The 20,028-nt window shown below is 60.1% G+C and carries 14 protein-coding genes and 1 pseudogene; 10 read left to right on the top strand and 5 right to left on the bottom strand.

Annotation, left to right across the window (positions count from 1 at the left end):
- Both AXG89_RS35095 and AXG89_RS35090 read right to left on the bottom strand, forming a co-directional pair.
- Complete coding sequence (locus AXG89_RS35095) at nucleotides 1-1,035, bottom strand: hypothetical protein (RefSeq protein ID WP_143325540.1); 1,035 nt, start codon at nucleotides 1,033-1,035, stop codon at nucleotides 1-3.
- Nucleotides 1,036-1,048: 13 nt separating this feature from the next.
- A complete protein-coding gene (locus AXG89_RS35090) occupies nucleotides 1,049-1,597 on the bottom strand; it encodes a lysozyme (protein ID WP_119024768.1) in 549 nt (182 codons plus the stop codon).
- 209 nt (nucleotides 1,598-1,806) lie between these two features.
- Between AXG89_RS35090 and AXG89_RS35085 the strand changes: the two genes are divergently transcribed.
- From AXG89_RS35085 to AXG89_RS35060, 6 genes are all read left to right on the top strand, one after another.
- The gene (locus AXG89_RS35085; RefSeq protein ID WP_075358068.1) at nucleotides 1,807-3,171 is read left to right on the top strand and encodes a hypothetical protein; all 1,365 of its coding nucleotides are present in this window, start codon (nucleotides 1,807-1,809) and stop codon (nucleotides 3,169-3,171) included.
- Between the two features lie 201 nt (nucleotides 3,172-3,372).
- The gene (adh, locus tag AXG89_RS35080; protein WP_075358067.1) at nucleotides 3,373-4,893 is read left to right on the top strand and encodes an aldehyde dehydrogenase; all 1,521 of its coding nucleotides are present in this window, start codon (nucleotides 3,373-3,375) and stop codon (nucleotides 4,891-4,893) included.
- A gap of 77 nt (nucleotides 4,894-4,970) precedes the next feature.
- Complete coding sequence (locus tag AXG89_RS35075) at nucleotides 4,971-5,363, top strand: DUF779 domain-containing protein (RefSeq protein ID WP_075358066.1); 393 nt, start codon at nucleotides 4,971-4,973, stop codon at nucleotides 5,361-5,363.
- A gap of 164 nt (nucleotides 5,364-5,527) precedes the next feature.
- On the top strand, nucleotides 5,528-7,417 hold the full coding sequence (locus tag AXG89_RS35070) for a sigma-54-dependent Fis family transcriptional regulator (RefSeq protein ID WP_086386616.1): 1,890 nt from the start codon (nucleotides 5,528-5,530) through the stop codon (nucleotides 7,415-7,417).
- A 142-nt stretch (nucleotides 7,418-7,559) separates the two neighbouring features.
- On the top strand, nucleotides 7,560-8,690 hold the full coding sequence (locus tag AXG89_RS35065) for a GAF domain-containing protein (RefSeq protein WP_119024767.1): 1,131 nt from the start codon (nucleotides 7,560-7,562) through the stop codon (nucleotides 8,688-8,690).
- An 84-nt stretch (nucleotides 8,691-8,774) separates the two neighbouring features.
- Nucleotides 8,775-10,577: an NAD(P)/FAD-dependent oxidoreductase gene (locus tag AXG89_RS35060; protein WP_075358064.1), complete on the top strand. Its 1,803-nt coding sequence runs from the start codon at nucleotides 8,775-8,777 to the stop codon at nucleotides 10,575-10,577.
- 50 nt (nucleotides 10,578-10,627) lie between these two features.
- On the opposite strand, the gene AXG89_RS35055 is transcribed toward AXG89_RS35060, so the two are convergent.
- On the bottom strand, nucleotides 10,628-11,089 hold the full coding sequence (locus AXG89_RS35055; protein WP_075358063.1) for a GNAT family N-acetyltransferase: 462 nt from the start codon (nucleotides 11,087-11,089) through the stop codon (nucleotides 10,628-10,630).
- Nucleotides 11,086-11,799, bottom strand: coding sequence for a GNAT family N-acetyltransferase (locus tag AXG89_RS35050; protein WP_075358062.1), 714 nt, complete (start codon nucleotides 11,797-11,799; stop codon nucleotides 11,086-11,088). Before AXG89_RS35050 ends, AXG89_RS35055 begins: the two co-directional genes overlap by 4 nt.
- A 148-nt stretch (nucleotides 11,800-11,947) precedes the next feature.
- Here AXG89_RS35050 and pdxR point away from each other — a divergent pair, with 148 nt between their 5' ends.
- The 3 genes and pseudogenes from pdxR (at nucleotide 11,948) to AXG89_RS35035 (ending at nucleotide 17,882) form a co-directional block, all read left to right on the top strand.
- Nucleotides 11,948-13,411 (top strand): MocR-like pyridoxine biosynthesis transcription factor PdxR, encoded by a 1,464-nt coding sequence (pdxR, locus tag AXG89_RS35045; protein WP_075358061.1) that lies wholly within the window; start codon nucleotides 11,948-11,950, stop codon nucleotides 13,409-13,411.
- Between the two features lie 55 nt (nucleotides 13,412-13,466).
- Nucleotides 13,467-14,174: pseudogene (gene mnmD / locus AXG89_RS35040) on the top strand (tRNA (5-methylaminomethyl-2-thiouridine)(34)-methyltransferase MnmD); the annotation flags it as partial.
- A 225-nt stretch (nucleotides 14,175-14,399) separates the two neighbouring features.
- A complete protein-coding gene (locus tag AXG89_RS35035) occupies nucleotides 14,400-17,882 on the top strand; it encodes a response regulator (protein ID WP_075358059.1) in 3,483 nt (1,160 codons plus the stop codon).
- Between the two features lie 40 nt (nucleotides 17,883-17,922).
- On the opposite strand, the gene AXG89_RS35030 is transcribed toward AXG89_RS35035, so the two are convergent.
- A complete protein-coding gene (locus AXG89_RS35030) occupies nucleotides 17,923-18,348 on the bottom strand; it encodes a GFA family protein (protein ID WP_075358058.1) in 426 nt (141 codons plus the stop codon).
- 186 nt (nucleotides 18,349-18,534) lie between these two features.
- On the opposite strand from AXG89_RS35030, the gene AXG89_RS35025 reads away from it, so the two are divergent.
- Nucleotides 18,535-20,028, top strand: a complete 1,494-nt coding sequence (locus tag AXG89_RS35025) for an MDR family MFS transporter (RefSeq protein WP_075358057.1) — start codon at nucleotides 18,535-18,537, stop codon at nucleotides 20,026-20,028.

The raw sequence follows: 20,028 nt of genomic DNA, 5'->3' as shown, positions 1-20,028 counted from the left end.
TCAGGGGTGAGCGTCCCCCGTGGAATACCCCGACTTGAACGCTTCGCCCGCCATGTCTTCCGATGTTGCCGCGCCATCGGTCTTCGGCTGCGCTTCGGTCGTCTTGAAGCCAATGTAGGTTGCACCGCTGATACCCAGCAGCAAGAGCGTGTTGATATCGAACCGGGGCATCGTGCAGGTGGTAAAGACCTGATTGAGGAACATCAGGCCGACCACGATCGTAAAGATGAGCATTTGCACCCGGTGGACGGCGACGCCGCTTTCGTCGCTTGTGAGGTCCTTGAAAAAATGCGGTGTCGTCGGTGGGAATTGCGTGCGCCTCGACAGGTCCACCCCGCGCGCCGTGACGCCGAGGACGCTGTAGAAACCCATCAGGACGAGCGGCTGCGCGGATAGCGGGGGCACCCCACCGAGCGCGAGCCATTCGAACACATAAGACACTACGATAATCGCTGTCCACCAAGCCATCTGCGTGCGCGCGAGGCTGAACGTGCGGTCCTGAAAGGGAACGGTGGTCTCGGCGCCCACGTCCCGCAGCATGGCCGTTTTCGCCCCGAGACAGACGAAGAGCGCCACCGTCGCGATGGCTATGACGACGGCTACCGCAATACGCCACGCGCGCGACCAAGTGAACAAAAGCGTGGTGCCCGGGCCGGCGACCGACTTGCCGTCGGCGCCGGCGACGCTTGCCGAGAGCTCGCGCGCAAGCGCGGAACCGTTGCCTTGCCACGGAAAGCCGGTCATCCGATGCCATGCCGCCGCGTTCTCCGGCGGTACCGCACCGCTTGTCCCGTCCAGCAGGAACGATACGGCGTGCGGGTCGCCCCCGCAACCTTGCGCCGGGATGCCGGTGTTGTTGCCATCGACGATCAGCGTGTATTGCCGGACAACGGACTGCGCCGGGCAGTCGGCAGTTATCGGAACGCGGATGACGTCTCCAAGTGAGCCTTGTATGACTTCAGGCTCGGCGTGCGAGGCGGTGCAGAGCAGCAGCGACGCGAGCAATGTCAGTGCAGCGCGGCAAAACAATTTCATATGCCCTCCCGAATCAGTCTGCGTGCTCGGCAACGGCATTAAGCGGCAACGAAACCCGCTCGAGGAACAAGCTGCGCTCCGCATTCCTGCGTTTTAGCAGGCCCGGCAACGCCTGCCCGTTTGCGTGACACCAGCGAAGAAACTGGTCTGCGGCGCCCGTGAAATTCCCGGCGTTGAGCAGGGTCAGCAGCGTGGACGATCGAAGATTTGCGATGCCGAGGTTGAACGCGAAGCTGGTCAGCGCGCCGTACTGGTTGTCATTGAGCGCAATGGTCACCAATGCCAGCACGCCGGCCCCCGCCTGCATGAGATCGCCTTGCAGCAGCGTTTCTGCTTGCGCGACAGTAATGCCCGCGGGGTACAGCGCCTTGACCTGGGCGAGCGAGGCGTTGCCGCGCAGGAAGTGGCCTCCGCTTGAGATGGCGTGTCCCCAGCCAATGGTCCAGATACCTACCGGATCGAGATAAGGTCGGATGGTCCCCGTGCTATCGCCGAATCCCGGGATGCCTTCATATTGCTTCACCAGGTTGACAGCGGCATTGCATACGGGGCGAGGGGTCATGACGTTCTCCTTGGACGCTTGCCAAATGGCCTTGCGCGGGGCATGCAGGCGCCTTGACGCGCCATACGAAGAACGAACGAGTGAACTTGTTTTGGAAACGAACCTGCGTGGGCCGGACCACACAACGTGTTGCATTTACAGCCTGCGTCTTAAATCGCAGACCGTTTAAATCGTCTTCTGGATGCACCTTAAAACAATCGAGGTAATCGATGGCGCCATCGGACCAGAACAACCATCACCATCCCGGCACATTCGACGAACTCATCTTCCGCCGCGAACTGAACGAAGTGCACCTGCTGCTCGACTTCATATCGGGCCGGCCGAACGCGCACATTTGGGACCTCGACGGCAAGGTTCCACTACCACCCTCGGGCGCCAGGAGCGCCACGGACGTCGCGCCCCCAACGGAAGAGAAACCCGCCTGTTGCGGAAAGCATGACACCACGCTCGATGCGTTCGAAACCATCAAGTGGGTGTGCAAGCTGCGCTATCCGCCGACACCGCCTTCAACCGACAAGGCTTACGACGCCACCTTGCTGTTTTACGTGAAAGACCGGTTGAACAGTCTTGCGTATCCGGCGACGGGGTTGAGCATCGCCTACACCTATATCTTCGTTGAAGAGCAACGCCCCATTCAGGGTGCGCACGATCCCGACCGGGAAGCGCAGACCCGTGCGTCGGTGGCGCGCGAGGCTTATCCGGGGCTAATCGGCAGCGCACGCCGGTTCCGATGGATCCACAAGTCCAATACGGTCATTGGCGTATGCGTGACGATCTTCGCCGCCGTGCTCTTATGGCTTGTCACGTACGGCGTGCAGATCACCGCGCGTTTTGAAACAGACGGAAGGGCTGCAACCGATATTACGCAGAAAATCTATGCAGAAGTCGACAAGGAAAACGCGGCCAGCCCCGCCGATCAGAGAGTCATCGCGAACCGCAAGACTGTGCCCGAGCGATGTGATGCGTCGAGCATCGAAGACCAGACGAATACGGTCCGCCTGCTATGCAACGAGTGGTCGTATATGCAGGCGCGCTACGACATGTCGATCGCCGACGCGGCGACTTTCGCCAACAGCTTTCCTTCCAAGGTCCTCATGTGGATGTTTCCGACCGCGTTCGGACGGGGCGAATGGACGACCGGAACACGCACGGGCGCGTTGCGCGACGAAGAACCAAAAGCGCCGCAGGAGGCCATCCAGTCGATCACGCTGGTGTTGTCCGCGTACGCGAGTTATGTCCTTCCAATCCTCTTTGCTTTGGTCGGCACCATTGCTTCGCTGCTGCGCGATATTGGCAACAAGATCACCGGTAACCTCCTTGCTCCAAGGGACGAAACACTTGCGCTGATGCGCGTACCGTTGGGTTTGATGGCGGGCGTCGCCGTTGGATTGTTCTTCAGTCCGTCATCGGTTGCGACGCAGGTGAGCGCGGGTGCGGGCGTGTTGACGCTGACCGCATCGGGCCTCGCGTTCCTTGCCGGCTACGCCGCCGATGGTTTCTTCCGTATGCTCGACACGCTGACAAGCCGCGTCTTTAATGTGAGCAATCACGACAGACGAGGGCCATCGAACTAATTTATATAAATGTGTTCTGTTGAATGACAGTGTGCCGGTGCAGGTGTTCCGAAACGGAGCAATGGAACTATGCCGGATTTGCACTCGCTCTTTGCCGGTCGGGCATGCGGAAGTTGGCACGCATCTCGCGTGCAGTTTCCCACCGGTCACGGGAATGTTCGCCGTGACGGTCACACTCACCGACATGCGAGGAGCACGCACATGAATCACGCTGAGATGCAGTTCCTGAACACCGACTTCCCGTACAAAAAGCAGTATGGCAACTTCATCGGTGGACAATGGGTCAAGCCCGTAGGCGGTGAATACTTCGACAATATTTCGCCGATCACAGGCGAAGCGTTCACGTCCATTCCGCGCTCGCGCGAAGCCGACATCGAACTCGCGCTTGATGCAGCGCACAAGGCCAAGACTGCGTGGGGCAAGACTTCGCCCACCGAGCGCGCGAACATCCTGAACAAGATCGCCGACCGTATGGAAGCGAATCTGACGCGCATCGCGGTGGCCGAAACAATCGACAACGGCAAGCCGCTACGCGAAACCATGGCCGCGGATATCCCGCTTGCAATCGATCACTTCCGCTATTTCGCCGGCGCCGTGCGTGCGCAGGAAGGCTCGATTTCTCAAATCGATAACGACACGGTTGCCTATCACTTCCACGAACCCCTAGGTGTGGTCGGGCAAATCATTCCGTGGAATTTCCCGATCCTGATGGCGGTATGGAAGCTTGCGCCCGCGCTTGCCGCCGGCAATTGCGTGGTCCTGAAACCGGCAGAACAAACGCCGGCATCGATCCTCGTGTTCCTCGAACTGATCGAAGACTTGCTGCCGGCCGGCGTGCTGAACGTGGTCAACGGCTTCGGGCTCGAAGCGGGCAAGCCGCTGGCATCGAACAAACGCATTTCGAAAATCGCATTCACCGGCGAAACCACGACCGGCCGCCTGATCATGCAGTACGCGAGCCAGAACCTGATTCCAGTGACGCTCGAACTCGGTGGCAAGAGCCCGAACATCTTCTTCGCCGACGTGATGAACGCGGACGACAGCTTCTTCGACAAGGCGCTCGAAGGCTTCGCCATGTTCGCGCTGAATCAGGGCGAAGTGTGTACGTGTCCGTCGCGTGTGCTGATTGAAGAGAGCATCTACGACAAGTTCATCGAACGTGCGCTCAAGCGCGTGGCCGCAATCAGCCAGGGCCATCCGCTCAATGCCAGCACGATGATCGGCGCGCAAGCCTCGCAAGAGCAACTGGAAAAGATTCTGTCGTATATCGATCTGGGCAAGCAGGAAGGCGCGGAATGCCTGATCGGTGGCGAGCGCAATACGCTGGATGGCGAATTGAAGAACGGTTATTACATCAAGCCGACCGTGTTCAAAGGCCACAACAAGATGCGCATCTTCCAGGAGGAAATCTTCGGACCGGTGGTGTCGGTCACGACTTTCAAGGATGAAGCGCAAGCGCTCGAAATTGCCAACGACACGCTCTATGGTCTTGGTGCAGGCGTGTGGACACGCGATGGTACGCGGGCTTACCGATTCGGCCGTGACATCCAGGCCGGCCGCGTATGGACGAATTGCTATCACGCATACCCGGCGCACGCGGCGTTCGGTGGTTACAAGCAATCTGGCATTGGCCGGGAAAATCACAAGATGATGCTCGACCACTATCAGCAGACGAAAAACCTGCTGGTAAGTTACAGCGACAAACCGCTCGGCTTCTTCTAAAGCGGGTAGCCTGAATGGCGGGCCGCACATGCAAACGCAATGCGGCCCGCTCCCCGACACTTTAAGTGGAAACCCTGATGAGCCAAGACGAAGTTTCGCGCGTGATAGTCACGCCCGCGGCAATCGAGTTAATCGAAAAGCTGAAGGCGGAACACGGGCAAATACTGTTTCACCAATCTGGCGGATGTTGTGACGGAAGCGCGCCCATGTGCTTTCCGGTTGCTGAATTCATGGTCGGTTCGTCCGACGTCAAACTTGGCGAGATTGCCGGCGTGCCTTTCTACATGAGCGATTCGCAATTCGAATACTGGCAGCATACGCAACTGATCATCGATTGCGTGCCGGGTAACGGCGGCATGTTTTCGCTGGAACGCCCGAGCGGTCTGCGTTTTCTCACCCGTTCGCGCCTATTCGACGACAAAGAATCTGCATGGCTCGACGGACATCCGGTCGAGCATGTAACAGGTTGAAGCTGAAAAGACGCCGTTTCTAGTGGTACATTGTCTCGATCGACCACGCGACGGCCGGAGCTTAGCATCGACTCCATCCGCGAATGCTGGCGGAGGAGACAATGGTTATGACCCCGGTTTCTCTAGGCCGTGCCGGTACGCTTGCGAGCGATCAAGCCGGCCGCATGGAAGTACTCGACATCGTCCGGCAATCTCACGAAAGGTCCCGCGGTTACGGGCTCTCGGAAACGATGCGTCCCGATTACAGCGTGCTCGGTGAACCCGACCTGCTGCTCAAGCGCGAACAGAACCGCACGCTGTGCACACACGCGCTGCCGGTCATCGAAACGCTATACGGGCAAATTGCGAATACGCACAGCATGGTCGTGCTGACCGATTCGCAGGGGCTGATTCTCCATTCCCTCGGCGACGACGATTTCCTTGCGCGCGCGGATCGCGTTGCATTGCGGGCCGGCGCATTGTGGAGCGAACAGCAGCAGGGCACCAACGCAGTGGGCACCACCATCGCCTCCGGCGACGCCACCATGATTCTGGGCGACCAGCATTACCTGCGCGCCAATCAGTTCCTCGCCTGTTCCAGCGTGCCGATACTCGACCCCTTCGGCGAGTTGCTCGGCGTACTCGATGTCTCCGGCGATTGCCGCGGTCACAGCCGTCACACCATGGCGCTCGCCAAGATGTCGGCGCAGATGATCGAAAACCACTTGTTCACCAGTGCATTCCCCGAAGCCATGCGCGTCCATTTTCACGGGCGTCCCGAGTTTATCGGCACGTTGATGGAGGGCATTGCCGCCTTTCGCGCCGATGGACGTTTTCTCTCAGCGAATCGCAGCGCGCAGTTTCAATTCGGTTTGCCGCTCGCATCGCTGAAGGCGCATAGCCTGTCGTCGTTGCTCAACGTGTCGTGTGGCGAGTTGATCGATCTGATGCGCACCGGCGTGTCGGCACCGGGCGATCGGCTGCTGTCGTTGCGCCTGCCAAGCGGCGTGAATGTGTTTGCAAGCGTGGACTTCAGGCGATCCACGTCAGTGGCATTCACAACCGACGCCACTGACATCACCGATGTCGCCGCTCGCAAACGCACACCCGAGCCTCAGGCGAAGCTCTCCGGCCTGCGCTACCTGATGACCGGCGACCCGCAGGTCGCCGCGCTGGTCGAGCGCGTGCGCAAGGTTATCGGCAAGAACATTCCGATCCTGATCGGCGGCGAAACAGGGACGGGGAAAGAGGTTCTCGCGAGCGCGGTGCATCGCGATTCGCCGCAATGCGACGGACCGTTCGTCGCGGTGGATTGTGCGTCCATCCCCGATACGCTGATCGAGTCGGAATTGTTCGGCTACGAGGAGGGCGCGTTCACGGGCGCATCGAAACGCGGCGCGTGCGGCAAGATCCTGCAAGCCGACGGCGGCACGCTGTTCCTCGATGAAATCGGCGACATGCCGCTCGCGTTGCAAAGCCGTTTGCTGCGCGTACTGCAGGAACGCACGGTGACACCGCTGGGCAGTTCGCGCTCGGTGCCGGTCGACTTCGCATTGATTTGCGCGACCAATCGAAATTTGCGCGAGCGCGTGAACAGCGGCGAGTTTCGTGAGGACCTATATTACCGGATCAACGGCTTGCTGGTGACGTTGCCGCCGCTGCGACTGCGCACGGATCTCGCGGTGACAGTCGAAAAGATCCTTCGGGCAGAACGTCCGGGCGGCCCCGTCACCAGGGTTTCACCGGAGGTGCTTGAAGCATTCACGCAGCATGCGTGGCCGGGCAATTTCCGTCAGTTGGCGAACGTGCTCAGGACCGCCTGCGCAATGCTCGATGACGACGAAACCACTATCCTTCGCGACCATCTCCCGGAAGATTTCTTCGAGCGGGAAGGCGCGGCGTCGCAGGCGCATTCTAAAGAGAGCGGCCGTCTGGATGACCTGGCGCTTTCCGCTGTCTCTGCTGCGCTCGATACCCATGGCGGCAACGTCTCGGCGGCCGCGCGCATGCTGGGCATTTCGCGCAATACGCTGTACCGGAAGATGGCGGCTCTCGGGGAATTGCGCAGACGTTGAATCATGACGATTGAGACAAACGTCTCATTCTCGATGATGGTGCACTGCGGTGTGATCTCGCGGAACACGCATGTTAAAACGTCATCATGCGTTGATGTTCCAGTGAACGTTCGAGCACAGCCGAAGCCGCCGGAGATCCTTCATGCCGTATGTATCGCCGACCAGACATATCGACCGCGTGCGCAGCGTGATCGAAGGGCGCGTGCTCAATGCCGGCACGGACGCCGATTCGCTCAGGCTGGCGTCGTCGTATAGAAGGTCTCTGGAGCAATATCATCTCGATCCCGGCGCGACCGTCGGGCCGCGCATCCTGACCGTACCCGAATTGCGCGATGTTCAGCAGCGCGAGGAAACCGTATTGCGTGCATCGGGGCAATGTCTGTCGCGTCTGCACGAGACCGTTCGCGAAGCCGACTATTGCGTGATGCTGACCGATGCGCAAGGCGTGACCATCGATTACCGGGTCGATCGCGACCGGCGTCACGAGTTCAAGCGCGCAGGGTTGTATCTCGGCTCATGCTGGTCCGAACGCGAAGAAGGCACGTGCGGCGTTGCATCGGTGCTGCTGGATGCCGAAGCGATCACCGTCCACAAGACCGATCACTTTCGCGCGGCGTTCACCACTCTTACGTGCAGCGCGTCGCCTATCTTTGGCGTGCAGGGCGAATTGATCGGCGTGCTGGATGCCTCGGCCGTGCGTTCGCCGGAAGAGCGCGAGAGCCAGCGGCTCGTGAACCATATCGTGCGCCAAAGCGCGTTGCTGATCGAAGACGGTTTTTTCCTCGACGCAACCACGCAATGCTGGGTGTTGCTCGCGCATCGAAACCGCCATTACGTCGAGGCGCAGCCGGAAATTCTTATTGCGTTCGATGCACGCGGTTTCGCGATCGCCGCTAACCGGCGCGCGAAGGAGTGCGTGCCGGGACTGAATCAAATGCCGTGTCACGTCTCTGAACTCTTCGATATCCGCGCAGAACGTCTGCTCGATGCAAGACCGGGACGCGACCTCATTTCATTCAGATTGATCGGCTCCGGCGCGCCGTTGCATGCGCGCGTTGCGCGCGCAGCGAGAAACGCGCCGAAGCTGCAGACCAAGGAAGCGCCGCAGCCTTCGCTGTCGGAGGATGAAGCGGTCGAGCGCACCCGCATCATTGCTGCGATGACCGCCGCCAAGTGGCGCCCGGTTCTCGCGGCGCAAACCCTAGGCATTTCACGGGCGACGCTTTACAGACGTATCGCGAAGCTGGGAATTCTGGCGCCTCACCGGCGTTAGCGTAAGCAGCATCTTTTCCAGCGGGCAAAGAACCCGCGTGACTTAACCGATGTTTAGTGATCCGTATCTCATGGAGGAGCGACCATGCCTGAAAGCAATCCGAACCAGACCATCTCCCAGTTGCTGGAGTCGTTCGAAGCCGCATTGAGAAGCGGCGATTCCACAGCCGCCGCCGCGCTGTTCCAGCCTGAGGGCTACTGGCGCGATCTCGTTGCGTTCACCTGGAACATCAAGACAATGGAGGGCCGCGAACAGATCGCAGCGATGCTCGATTCGCAACTGAATGCGGTCAAGCCCTCGAAGCTCCGGATTGCGGAAAACGAAACGGCGACCGAATCCGATGGCGTGACGCAATCTTGGATCACGTTCGAGACGGGCGTCGCGCGGGGAACGGGCTTCATCCGCGTGAAGGACGGACTGATCTGGACGCTGCTCACCACGATGACCGAACTCAAGGGTCATGAGGAACCCAAGGGCCAGAGGCGCCCGATGGGCGCCGAGCACGGCGCGCGCATCGACCGCACGAGCTGGACCGAAAAACGCGCGGCGGAACAAGAGGCGCTGGGTTACGAGAAGCAGCCGTATTGCCTGATCGTGGGCGGCGGGCAGGGCGGCATTGCGCTCGGCGCGCGGATGCGACAGCTTGGTGTGCCGACCATCATTGTGGACAAGAACGAGAAACCCGGTGACGCATGGCGTGCCCGCTACAAATCACTGTGCCTGCATGATCCGGTCTGGTACGACCACATGCCGTACCTGCCGTTTCCCGACAACTGGCCGGTGTTTTCGCCGAAGGACAAAGTCGGCGACTGGTTGGAGATGTACACGAAGGTGATGGAGCTGAACTACTGGGGCTCGACGATGTGCAAGTCCGCGCGTTACGACGAGGCCGCAGGCGAGTGGATCGTTGAAGTCGAACGCAACGGCAAGGCGGTGAGGCTGCGGCCAAAACAACTCGTGCTTGCCACAGGCATGTCTGGCAAGGCGAACGTGCCCAAATTCAAGGGCATGGACGTGTTCAAGGGCGAGCAGCATCATTCGTCGCAACATCCCGGGCCTGATGCGTACACGGGGAAGAAGGTGGTTGTGATCGGCGCGAACAATTCTTCGCACGATATCTGCGCGGCGTTGTGGGAAGCCGGCGTTGACGTGACCATGGTGCAGCGTTCGTCCACGCATATAGTGAAGTCCGCTTCGCTGATGGATCTCGCGCTTGGCGATCTCTACTCCGAGCGTGCGGTGGCATCCGGCATGACGACGATGAAAGCCGACCTGACCTTTGCATCGATCCCGTACAAGATCCTGCACGAGTTCCAGATCCCGGTCTACGACGCCATCAAGAAGCGCGATGCCGAATTCTACGACCGCCTGGAAAAGCGCGGTTTCATGCTCGATTTCGGCGACGACGAGTCGGGGCTCTTCATGAAGTATCTGCGGCGCGGATCGGGTTATTACATTGATGTGGGTGCGTCGGACCTGGTCGCGGACGGCAAGATCAAGCTGAAGAGCGGCGTTGATGTGGTCGAGTTGAAAGAGCATTCGGTCGTGCTGAGCGACGGCAGCGAGCTCGAGGCGGATCTCATTGTCTACGCAACCGGCTATGGCTCGATGAACGGCCGGGCCGCGGACCTGATCTCGCGCGAAGTGGCGGACAAGGTCGGCAAGGTATGGGGGTTGGGATCGGCCACGACCAAGGATCCAGGGCCGTGGGAAGGCGAGCAGCGCAACATGTGGAAGCCTACGCAGCAGCATGCGCTGTGGTTCCATGGCGGCAACCTGCATCAGTCGCGGCATTACTCGCAATATTTATCGCTGCAATTGAAGGCGCGGATGGAAGGCATTGAAACGCCGGTCTACGGCTTGCAGGAAGTGCATCACTTGTCTTGATGAAGGTAAGCGCGCGATGCCGGAGGATTCGCATTGCGCGCTTCAACCGTTCAAACCGCTTGCCGATACATCACGAAGCCGGGTTTGTCCGCAATCTTGTCGTAGAGCTTCATTGCCGTGAAGTTGGTCTCGTGCGTATGCCAATACACGCGCTCGGAGCCTGCGCTTTTCGCGCTCGCATAGACACCGTTGATCAGCTTGCGGCCCACGCCATGTCCCTGCGCATCTTCTGCCGTGAACAAATCTTGCAGATAACAAATGGAACCGAGCAGGGTCGTGCTGCGGTGATAGATGAAATGCACGAGGCCGATCAGCTTGTCGTCGCGTTCGGCGACCAACGCGTGAACGGGTTCGTCGGCATCGAAAAATCGCGCCCATGTCGCGTCCGTGATGTCCTGCGGCAACGCGGTTTCCCGGGCTCGGCCATAGAACGCGTTGTAGCCGTCCCATAGCGGTTTCCATGCGGTGTAATCGGCTTGCTCTATTGGTCGTATGCAGACTGTGTCGGTCATTTAGCGCTCTGCGGCGTTGAAAGGCGTTCGATTTGGGCGCCATCGGCATCGAAATTCTTTGGGTCGAGCCAGCGTTCGTAGCGAGTCTTCAACGCCGGCCATTCCGGGTCGATGATCGAAAACCACGCGGTGTCGCGGCTGCGTCCCTTGTAGGTCGTCGCTTGCCGGAAGATGCCTTCGAACGTGAAGCCGAAGCGCTTGGCCGCAGCGCGCGATGGTTCGTTCAGAGAGTCGCACTTCCATTCGAAGCGCCGATAGCCCAGATCGTCGAAGACATGACGCATCAGCAGGAAAATCGCTTCGGTTGCAATGCGCGTCTTCTTCAGCAACGGCGAGAACGCAATGAATCCGACCTCGATCACACCATTCACCGCGTCGATGCGCATCAGCGCGAGCGTACCGAGCGCCTTGCGGCTGGCGGCATCAATCACCGTAAAGTGCAGCGGGTCCGAACTGGATGCGAGTTTTTCCAGATGCGCCTGATAAGCCTCGAGCGTGCTGAATGGCCCTGTTGCGAGATACGTCCAGTCGCGGCCATCGGCAGCCGAGTCGTAAGCCTCGGCCAGATCGTTCAGATGCGCGGCCGGATCGACGGGAACCAGACGGCAATAGCGTCCTTCGAGCGTGACGCGTGACGGCGGCTTTGCGCCTTTCCAGTTCGCGAGCGGTGCGCCAATGGGCTGTGCGAATTCATTTTGGAACGTGCTCAATCGATTCTCCGTCCAGGTAAATGGTTTTGCGATGCGAGTTCGTGTGGTTCCAGCTTCTGGTATAAGAATAAAATGCCGATGGCGCCAATGATAGACCCAATAACTCCGATTTATTTAGAGCCACACATTTCTGACGATCCACCATTTCATGGACCTCGCTTTACTTTTTTCGTCGTTCTCACACCGACTGAATGGCCGGAAGATCACGCAGCAGCGTTTGCTTTACGAAGCGTTGCGCGATGCCATTCTAGATGGCCTGCTTCCCGCAAGCACGCGCTTGCCGGCCACGCGGGTGCTTGCGAACGAACTTCGCATTGCGCGCAACTCGGCCATGTTCGCCTACGAGCAACTCGCCGAAGAAGGTTTCCTGCACGTCACCCGGCGAGGTTCGGTCGTGGCCTCCGTCAGGGCTCAGACGCAATTGAACCCCGCGGCGAAGAAACCTCAGCCGGCGCAACTTTCGCGACGTATCGATGGATTGAGGCGCGAGCCGCAGACAAGCCCTATTGCGGTATCGTTTCGTCCGGGCTTGCCGGCCCTCGATGAATTCCCGATGACGCAATGGCGCGCGGCCATCGCCCGCGCATGGCGAAAGCTCGAAGCAACAGACCTGGGTTATGCGAACAGCGCCGGCGCACCCGAGCTCCGGCAGGCGCTGGTCGATTACCTCAAGGTTTCGCGGGGCGTGCGCTGTGATATCGATCAGGTTTTCATCACCGATGGCACGCAGACGAGCCTCGATCTTTGCGCGCGCATCCTGGCGGATGCCGGCGAGCGCGTGTGGGTCGAGGATCCTGGGTACGCCGGTGCGCGTGCGGCGTTCAAGGGGGCGAACTTGTCGCTCGTATCCATACCTGTCGATGCCGATGGCATCGCGCCCACGCCTTTACACTGGGCGCAGTCACCGCCCAAACTGATCTACGTGACTCCGTCGCATCAATATCCGCTTGGAAGCGTGCTCAGCATTGAACGTCGCATGAAGATCATCGAGGACGCTCGCGCCCACGGAGCGTGGGTGATCGAGGACGACTACGACAGCGAGTTCCGTCACACCGGCTCACCGTTCGCGGCCATGCAGGGACTCGCCGGCGATACCCCTGTGATCTACCTCGGCACGTTCAGCAAGACGATGTTTCCCGCGCTGCGAATCGGCTTCATGGTCGTGCCGCCCGGACTATCCCGCGAGTTCGAACGCACGCTCGGTGAAATATCACGGCAAGGCCGCGCCGCCGATCAACTCGCGCTTGCGGACTTCATGCGAAGCGGCGCGTACACGCGGCATTTGCGGCGCATGCGTGGACTGTATTCGCGCAGGCGCGTTGCGCTGCAGGTCGCGCTCGAACAGCACTTCGGGGATTTGCTTACAGTATCGGGCGGAGCAGGCGGCATGCACCTGACGGCTCGACTGAACTCGCCCTTGCGCGATGTGGACGTCTGTCGCGCAGCACGATCCGAAGGGTTATGGGCGGTCCCGGTCAGCGAATTCTGTGTTGCCGATACAAACATCGCAGCGTACAACGGTCTCGTGCTGGGATACGCAAGCGTGCCGCCGACCGAGGCCTATGCCGCCGTCGAAAAACTCGCACGGATCGTAAGATCGATGCTGCCTTGACGTTTATCAGCGCGTTTATCAGCGCGTTCATCACCGCGTTTATTACCGACCATCCATGTCCGAACCGCTGATTCCCGCAACCGTTGCATTCCGCCCGAACGGCTCGCCTTATTCGCCGCTTTATGGCGACATTTATCACAGCGTCGTGGGCAGCGTTGCGCAGGCGCAATACGTTTTCTTGCAAGGCAACGGCCTTCCCGAACGATGGCAGGGCTGCCCCGATTTCACCGTGCTGGAAACCGGCTTCGGCATGGGCATCAATTTCCTGACGACGTGGGCTGCATGGCGCGCGGATCCACTGCGTGGCGGCCGTCTGCACTTCGTATCCGTGGAAAAGCATCCGTTCTCCGCCAGTGACCTCCGTCTCACGCACGCAGCCACCATAGACGATGCACCCGTCGCAGCGCTCGCACAAACGCTCGCCAACGCATGGCCCGACCTCACGCCCGGCACGCACACGCTCGCCTTCGATGACGACATCACCCTGACACTGATATTCGACGACGCGGTCACTGTCTTGCCTACGCTGCAATTTCGCGCCGATGCGTTTTATCTCGATGGTTTTGCGCCCGCCAAAAACCCGGAGCTATGGACGCCATCGGTGTTCGAGTCGCTCGGGGCGCTAGCGAACGAAGGCGCAACGTTCTCGACCTACACGAGCGCCGGCGGTGTCAAACGCGCGCTGTTGCATGCCGGTTTCCAATACAAAAAAATACCGGGCTTCGGCTGGAAACGCGCGATGCTGGCTGGGAAATATTTACCGCTTTAATCGTTGCTGAATAACCATAAATTGCCGATTTTCCGGCTATTGCTCTGAATGAAATTTACCTGAAAGGCGCATCGCTTTCCATCGCCGACAGCGCGTTGCAGAAAATGTATGATCTGCGCCAGCAGGCGCGGCGGCCTGGTTCCGGAACGCGCCGCGCACCCATTACACCGGCAGGAACCGCGCCCCCGATGCGCTCAATTCAATAACAGGGATAACGCAATGCCCGATCGTAGTGCTGTCGATCAGAACAGCTTTCGCCGTATCATCCGACGCAACATCGCCTTGCCGCTTGGCGCGGGAATCGCCACTGCGGCCGTGTTCGTGGGCCTGCTGTTCTATCTGCTCTCGGCCATGAACTGGCTCGAACATTCGGAGCGGGTGATCGGTGATGGCAACGACCTGATCAAGCTTGCGGTCGATCGTGAATCCGGCCAGCGCGGTTTCCTGCTCACGGGCGACGACAGCTTTCTTGCCCCTTACCAGCTTGGCAAGGCGAGCTTCAACGCAAAGCTCTCGACGCTCATGGACCTGGTCAGCGATAACCCGCCGCAGGTCGAACGCCTGAAGCGCATCGAAGCGTTGCAAACGCAATGGGAACGCTTTGCCGAACAGACCATCGCCATGCGGCGGGCAAATCAGGACGTCGTCGGGATCTTGCGCACCGGGCGCGGCAAGCTTGAATTCGACGAGACCCGCCGCGAGTTCAAGGACTTCATGGACGTGGAGCTGAATCTGCGCTGGGAGCGCGCCGCGACCGCGAAGCAGGTCACGATCACGGCTGTCGCCATCTTCCTTGCGATCAGTTTGTCCTTGAGCGCGATGCTTGCCATCTTCGGGCGTCGCGAGTTGATGAAGCTGTCCGAGACCTACGATAACGCGCTGCAGGCACAGGCCGAACACAACGAGGTCCTGCATCAGCAGGCGTGGCTGCGAACCGGGCAGAGCCAGCTCGCAGAGAGTCTGGTCGGCCAGCAGACATTGCCGCGCCTCGGCCGCGCGATGCTCGAGTTCCTTTCGCAGTATCTTGGCGTGGTGGTCGCAGCGCTTTACGTGCGCGATGAAAGCGGCAAGCTGCGCCGCGTCGCCGCGTATGGCTTCAGCCGCGAGAACGAGGCGCGCGAACAATCCTTCGAGAACGCCGAGACACTTGTCGGGCAAGTGGCCGAGAGCCGCCGGCTGATGGAACTCGACGATATCCCCGACAACTATCTCAAGGTCACGTCGGGACTTGGAACCAGCCCGCCTAAAAGCGTGGTGATGACGCCCATCGACAACGACGGCGCCGTGAACGGTGTGATCGAACTCGGCTTCATGCAGACACCGTCGAAGCGCGATGTCGAGTTGCTCAAGCTGATATCGGCGAACGTAGGCGCTTCGGTGGAAGCGGCGTTGTATCGTGAACGTCTGCAGGATGTGCTCGCCGAAACGCAGCAACTTAACGAAGAGTTGCAGGTCCAGCAAGAAGAATTACGCTCCGCAAACGAAGAACTGGAAGAGCAGACCGCCGCACTCGAAGAGTCGCAATCCAACCTGAACAATCAGAAGGCCGAACTCGAAACCATCAATGAGCAGCTCACGTTCCAGGCGCTGACGCTCGATGAGAAAAACGAAGCGCTCAACAAGGCGCAGACCGAACTCGAGGCGCGCGCTGAAGACTTGCAGCGGGCGAGCCGCTACAAGTCCGAATTCCTCGCGAACATGTCGCACGAGTTGCGCACGCCGCTGAACAGTTCGCTGATCCTCGCAAAGCTGCTGTCCGAAAACCACAATGGCAATCTCAGCGACGAACAGGTCAAGTTCGCAAACACGATCTATTCGGCAGGCAACGACCTGCTCAACCTCATCAACGATATTCTCGATATCTCCAAGGTCGAGGCGGGCAAGCTCGAACTCGCGCCGGAAGAAGTATCGCTCGCGCGCCTGACGGAATCGTTGCAGCGGACCTTCGAACCGCTCGCGGGTCAGAAGCGGTTGACGTTCACGGTCGGTAATGAATCCGGCACGCCGTCTTCAATCTTCACCGACTCGCGGCGGCTCGAACAGATCCTGAAGAACCTGATATCGAATGCGCTGAAGTTCACCGATACCGGCGCCATCTCACTGACGTTGGGCCGCACGGGCGACGATCGTGTGCGCTTCGCGGTGAAGGATTCGGGTATCGGCATTGCGCCGGAAAACCAGGAGACGATCTTCGAAGCCTTCCGTCAGGCGGACGGCACCACGAGCCGTCGATACGGGGGCACCGGACTCGGCCTTTCCATCTCGCGCGATCTCGCGAAACTGCTGGGCGGCACTATCCACGTGACGAGCGCGCTGGGCGCGGGCAGCACCTTCGAACTCATCTTGCCGGCGCGCTGGACGGATATCAGTGAAGTGGCGGAGAGCGCACCTGTCGTGGCGCCGCCGCGTGCGGTCCCCGTACCCGTCGTCCGTGTCGAGGCGCCGCTCGTGGAGACTGCGACCGTCGCCGTCGCCGCGTATGACGACGACCGGCACGAAGCCAATCTGGGAAAACGCTCGGTGCTGGTGATCGAAGACGACCTGGCATTCGCGAGCATCCTGTACAACCTCGCGCACGAAATGCGTTATCGCTGTCTGGTGGCGCAAACCGCGGCCGAAGCCATGCAACTCGTCGCGCAGCATCTGCCCGACGCAATCCTGCTCGATATCGGCTTGCCCGATCGTTCGGGGCTCATGGTCCTGCAACAACTTAAGGACGGGCCGCAGACCCGTCATATCCCCGTGCACGTGGTCTCCGCCAACGACAGCGGCGAGGCGGCGCTGCATCTTGGCGCTATTGGCTATGCAGTCAAGCCGACCACGCGCGACCAGCTCAAGGACATCTTCCGCAAGCTGGAAGACAAGTTCACGCAGAAGGTCAAGCGCGTATTGCTGGTCGAAGACGATGCCCGCCAGCGCGAAAGTATCGTGCAGCTTATCGGCGATGATGACATCGACATCACCGCCGTCGAGTTCGGTGAGGAAGCGCTCGCGCTGCTGCGCACGACCATTTTCGATTGCATGATCATCGACCTGAAACTGCCGGACATGCAAGGAGGCGAGCTGCTCCAGCGCATGTCGGGCGAGAACATGTATTCGTTCCCGCCGGTGATCGTCTATACCGGACGTAACCTGACGCACGCGGAAGAAGCCGATCTGCTCAAGTACTCGCGCTCGATCATCATCAAGGGCGCGCGCTCGCCCGAGCGCTTGCTGGATGAAGTCACGTTGTTCCTGCACAAGGTGGAGACCGATCTGTCCACCGAGCGGCAAACCATGCTGAAAACCGTGCGCGGCCGTGATCGCGTGTTCGAGGGCCGCCGCATTCTTCTCGTCGATGACGACATCCGCAACATCTTTTCGCTGAGCAGCGCGCTCGAACACAAGGGCATGACGGTCGATATCGCGCGCAACGGTTTTGAAGCCATCGACAAGCTCAACGAGGTGACGGATATCGACCTGGTGCTGATGGACGTGATGATGCCCGCAATGGACGGGCTCGAAGCCACGCGCCGCATTCGTACCGATGCCCGCTTCAAGACCCTGCCGATCATCGCGATTACAGCGAAGGCGATGAAAGACGATCAGGAACAGGCGCGCGCGGCCGGGATGACGGATTATCTGGCGAAGCCGATCGATCTGGACCGGCTCTATTCCCTGTTGCGTGTCTGGTTGCCGGGGCTGGAAAGAATCCGGGCTTGACGGGTCTTGAAGAAACTCTGCAGGGCCCCTGACCGTTCTTTCAATCGAACTCCTGGTATTGCGGCAATGAATCAGTGATCGTGTACCACGGCGCTTTCGATCCAACAAAAATATGCGCCGTGGGACGGATGGAGGGGCTATCCATCAGCGTGCCCATCGTCACATGAGCGAACGCGCCTTCACGCACGACGGAGTACATGAGCGAGCCGCAATGCCTGCAATGGACGTCGTGCGCGGCGCGTGGATCGCCGTGGATCAGCAGCGCGTTTTCACCTTGCACAAGCGTGAGCTTGTGCCGTTCGATGCCCGCAAACGGCTTGAAAGCCGAGCCTGTTGCGCGCCGGCAATTCGAGCAATGGCAATTCAACGCATAGACGAATTCGTCCCTCACCGCGTAGCGGACCGCGCCGCACAGGCACTTTCCGGCAAGCAAGGCACGGGCGTGAACCTCGTTCGATGAATTCATGATCGGTGGATGAAAGAGCCTCGTATGCCGCAAGTTTAGGCGTGGCGCGCGTGTCTGCGCTATCCCGTCGAGCGAATATCCTTAGCAGGGTTCATACTTACGGCTGGCCGCCTTGCTGCGACCGTTTCACGCGTCGCGGCGGCAACGACCCCGCGCCGTCTCCACGTTCCCCATTACAACAACTTCATGCCCCGCAACCAGCAGACGTCGCGTCCGTTAGTCATTGCATCGGTGATGGCATCAATGGCAATGGTCGCCATTGAAGCCACCATTGTTTCCACCGCCATGCCGCAGATCGTCGCGCAACTCGGCGACCTGCATTTGTACAGTTGGGTCTTCTCGTCGTTCCTCCTGACGCAGACCGCAATGACTGTCATCTTCGGCAAGCTCGCGGACCTTTACGGCCGCAAGCCGATTGCGCTCATCGGCATTGCGATTTTCCTGATCGGGTCGGTGCTCGCCGGCTTCGCGTGGTCCATGCCCGCCATGATCGTGTTCCGCCTGATCCAGGGCGTAGGCGCAGGCGCGATCCAGCCGGTCACGCTGACCATCGTCGCGGATCTTTACCCGGCGCGCGAACGCGGCAAGGTGCAGGGGTATCTCGCCAGCGTCTGGGCTATTTCAGCGGTGGTCGGACCCATGGTCGGCGGGTTGATCATCCACGACTTCTCGTGGGCGTGGATCTTCTGGATGAACGTACCGATCGGGCTTTTATCGGCGGCGGGTTTCATCATGTTCCTGCGCGAGTCGGAACGGCATGCAAAACCGTCCATCGACTTCGCGGGCGCGGGGCTGTTCATGGTCACCATTGCTTCGTTGATGATGGCGCTGACCTACGCAGGTGACGACGATATCGCCAAGGCATCCATGGCCGGCGGCGCGTTCGTGGTGTGCCTGTTGTTCTTCCTGATGCAGGAAAAACGCGCGGCCGAACCGATGATTTCATTCGCGCTCTGGAGCCGCCGCCCGATTGCCGCGTGCAATGGCTCGACGGTACTGTCCGGCATGATCCTGATGGGATCGACGACGTTCCTTCCCATGTACGTGCAGGGCGTGTTGCACCGTTCGCCGGTGATTGCAGGCCTCGCCCTCACGATGATGATGGTCGGCTGGCCCGCCGGCGCGACCTTTGCTGCGAAGTCGCTGCATCGCTTTGGATTACGGCCCATCCTGATCGGGGGCAGCGCATTCATTCCTATCGGCGCGGTGTTTTTGCTGACGTTGTCACCGGGAAGTTCGCCGTTGATCGCCGCGTTCGGGTCGTTGATCATGGGCTTCGGCATGGGGACGTCCAGCGTCAGTTCGCTCATGCTGATCCAGGAGATCGTGGACGTCGCGCAGCGCGGCAGCGCGACGGCATCGAACCTGTTCTCGCGCAATCTGGGAAGCACGCTCGGGGCGACCTTGTTCGGCGCGGTCCTGAACTTCGGGTTGAGCCATTCAAAGGACGTGGCCGCGGTGACATCGGATCAATTGAAAGCCTTGCTGCAGAACCAGGCGGGGAGCATGGGCAGCGGGGACGCGATACGTCAGGTGCTGCACGACTCGCTGCACCTGACGTTCGTCTCGATCTTCGTGATTGCACTATTCGCGGTGGGATTCTTGTTGTTCGTGCCGAAGGTCGACATTGGCGGCGAGCGGAAGATGCCGGTGGAAGCGCTCGCGCCGTTGGAGGACTGA

It is taken from the genome of Burkholderia sp. PAMC 26561 (assembly GCF_001557535.2).
In the GTDB taxonomy this organism is placed as follows: domain Bacteria; phylum Pseudomonadota; class Gammaproteobacteria; order Burkholderiales; family Burkholderiaceae; genus Caballeronia.
This window is presented reverse-complemented; position numbering and strand designations above follow the sequence as displayed.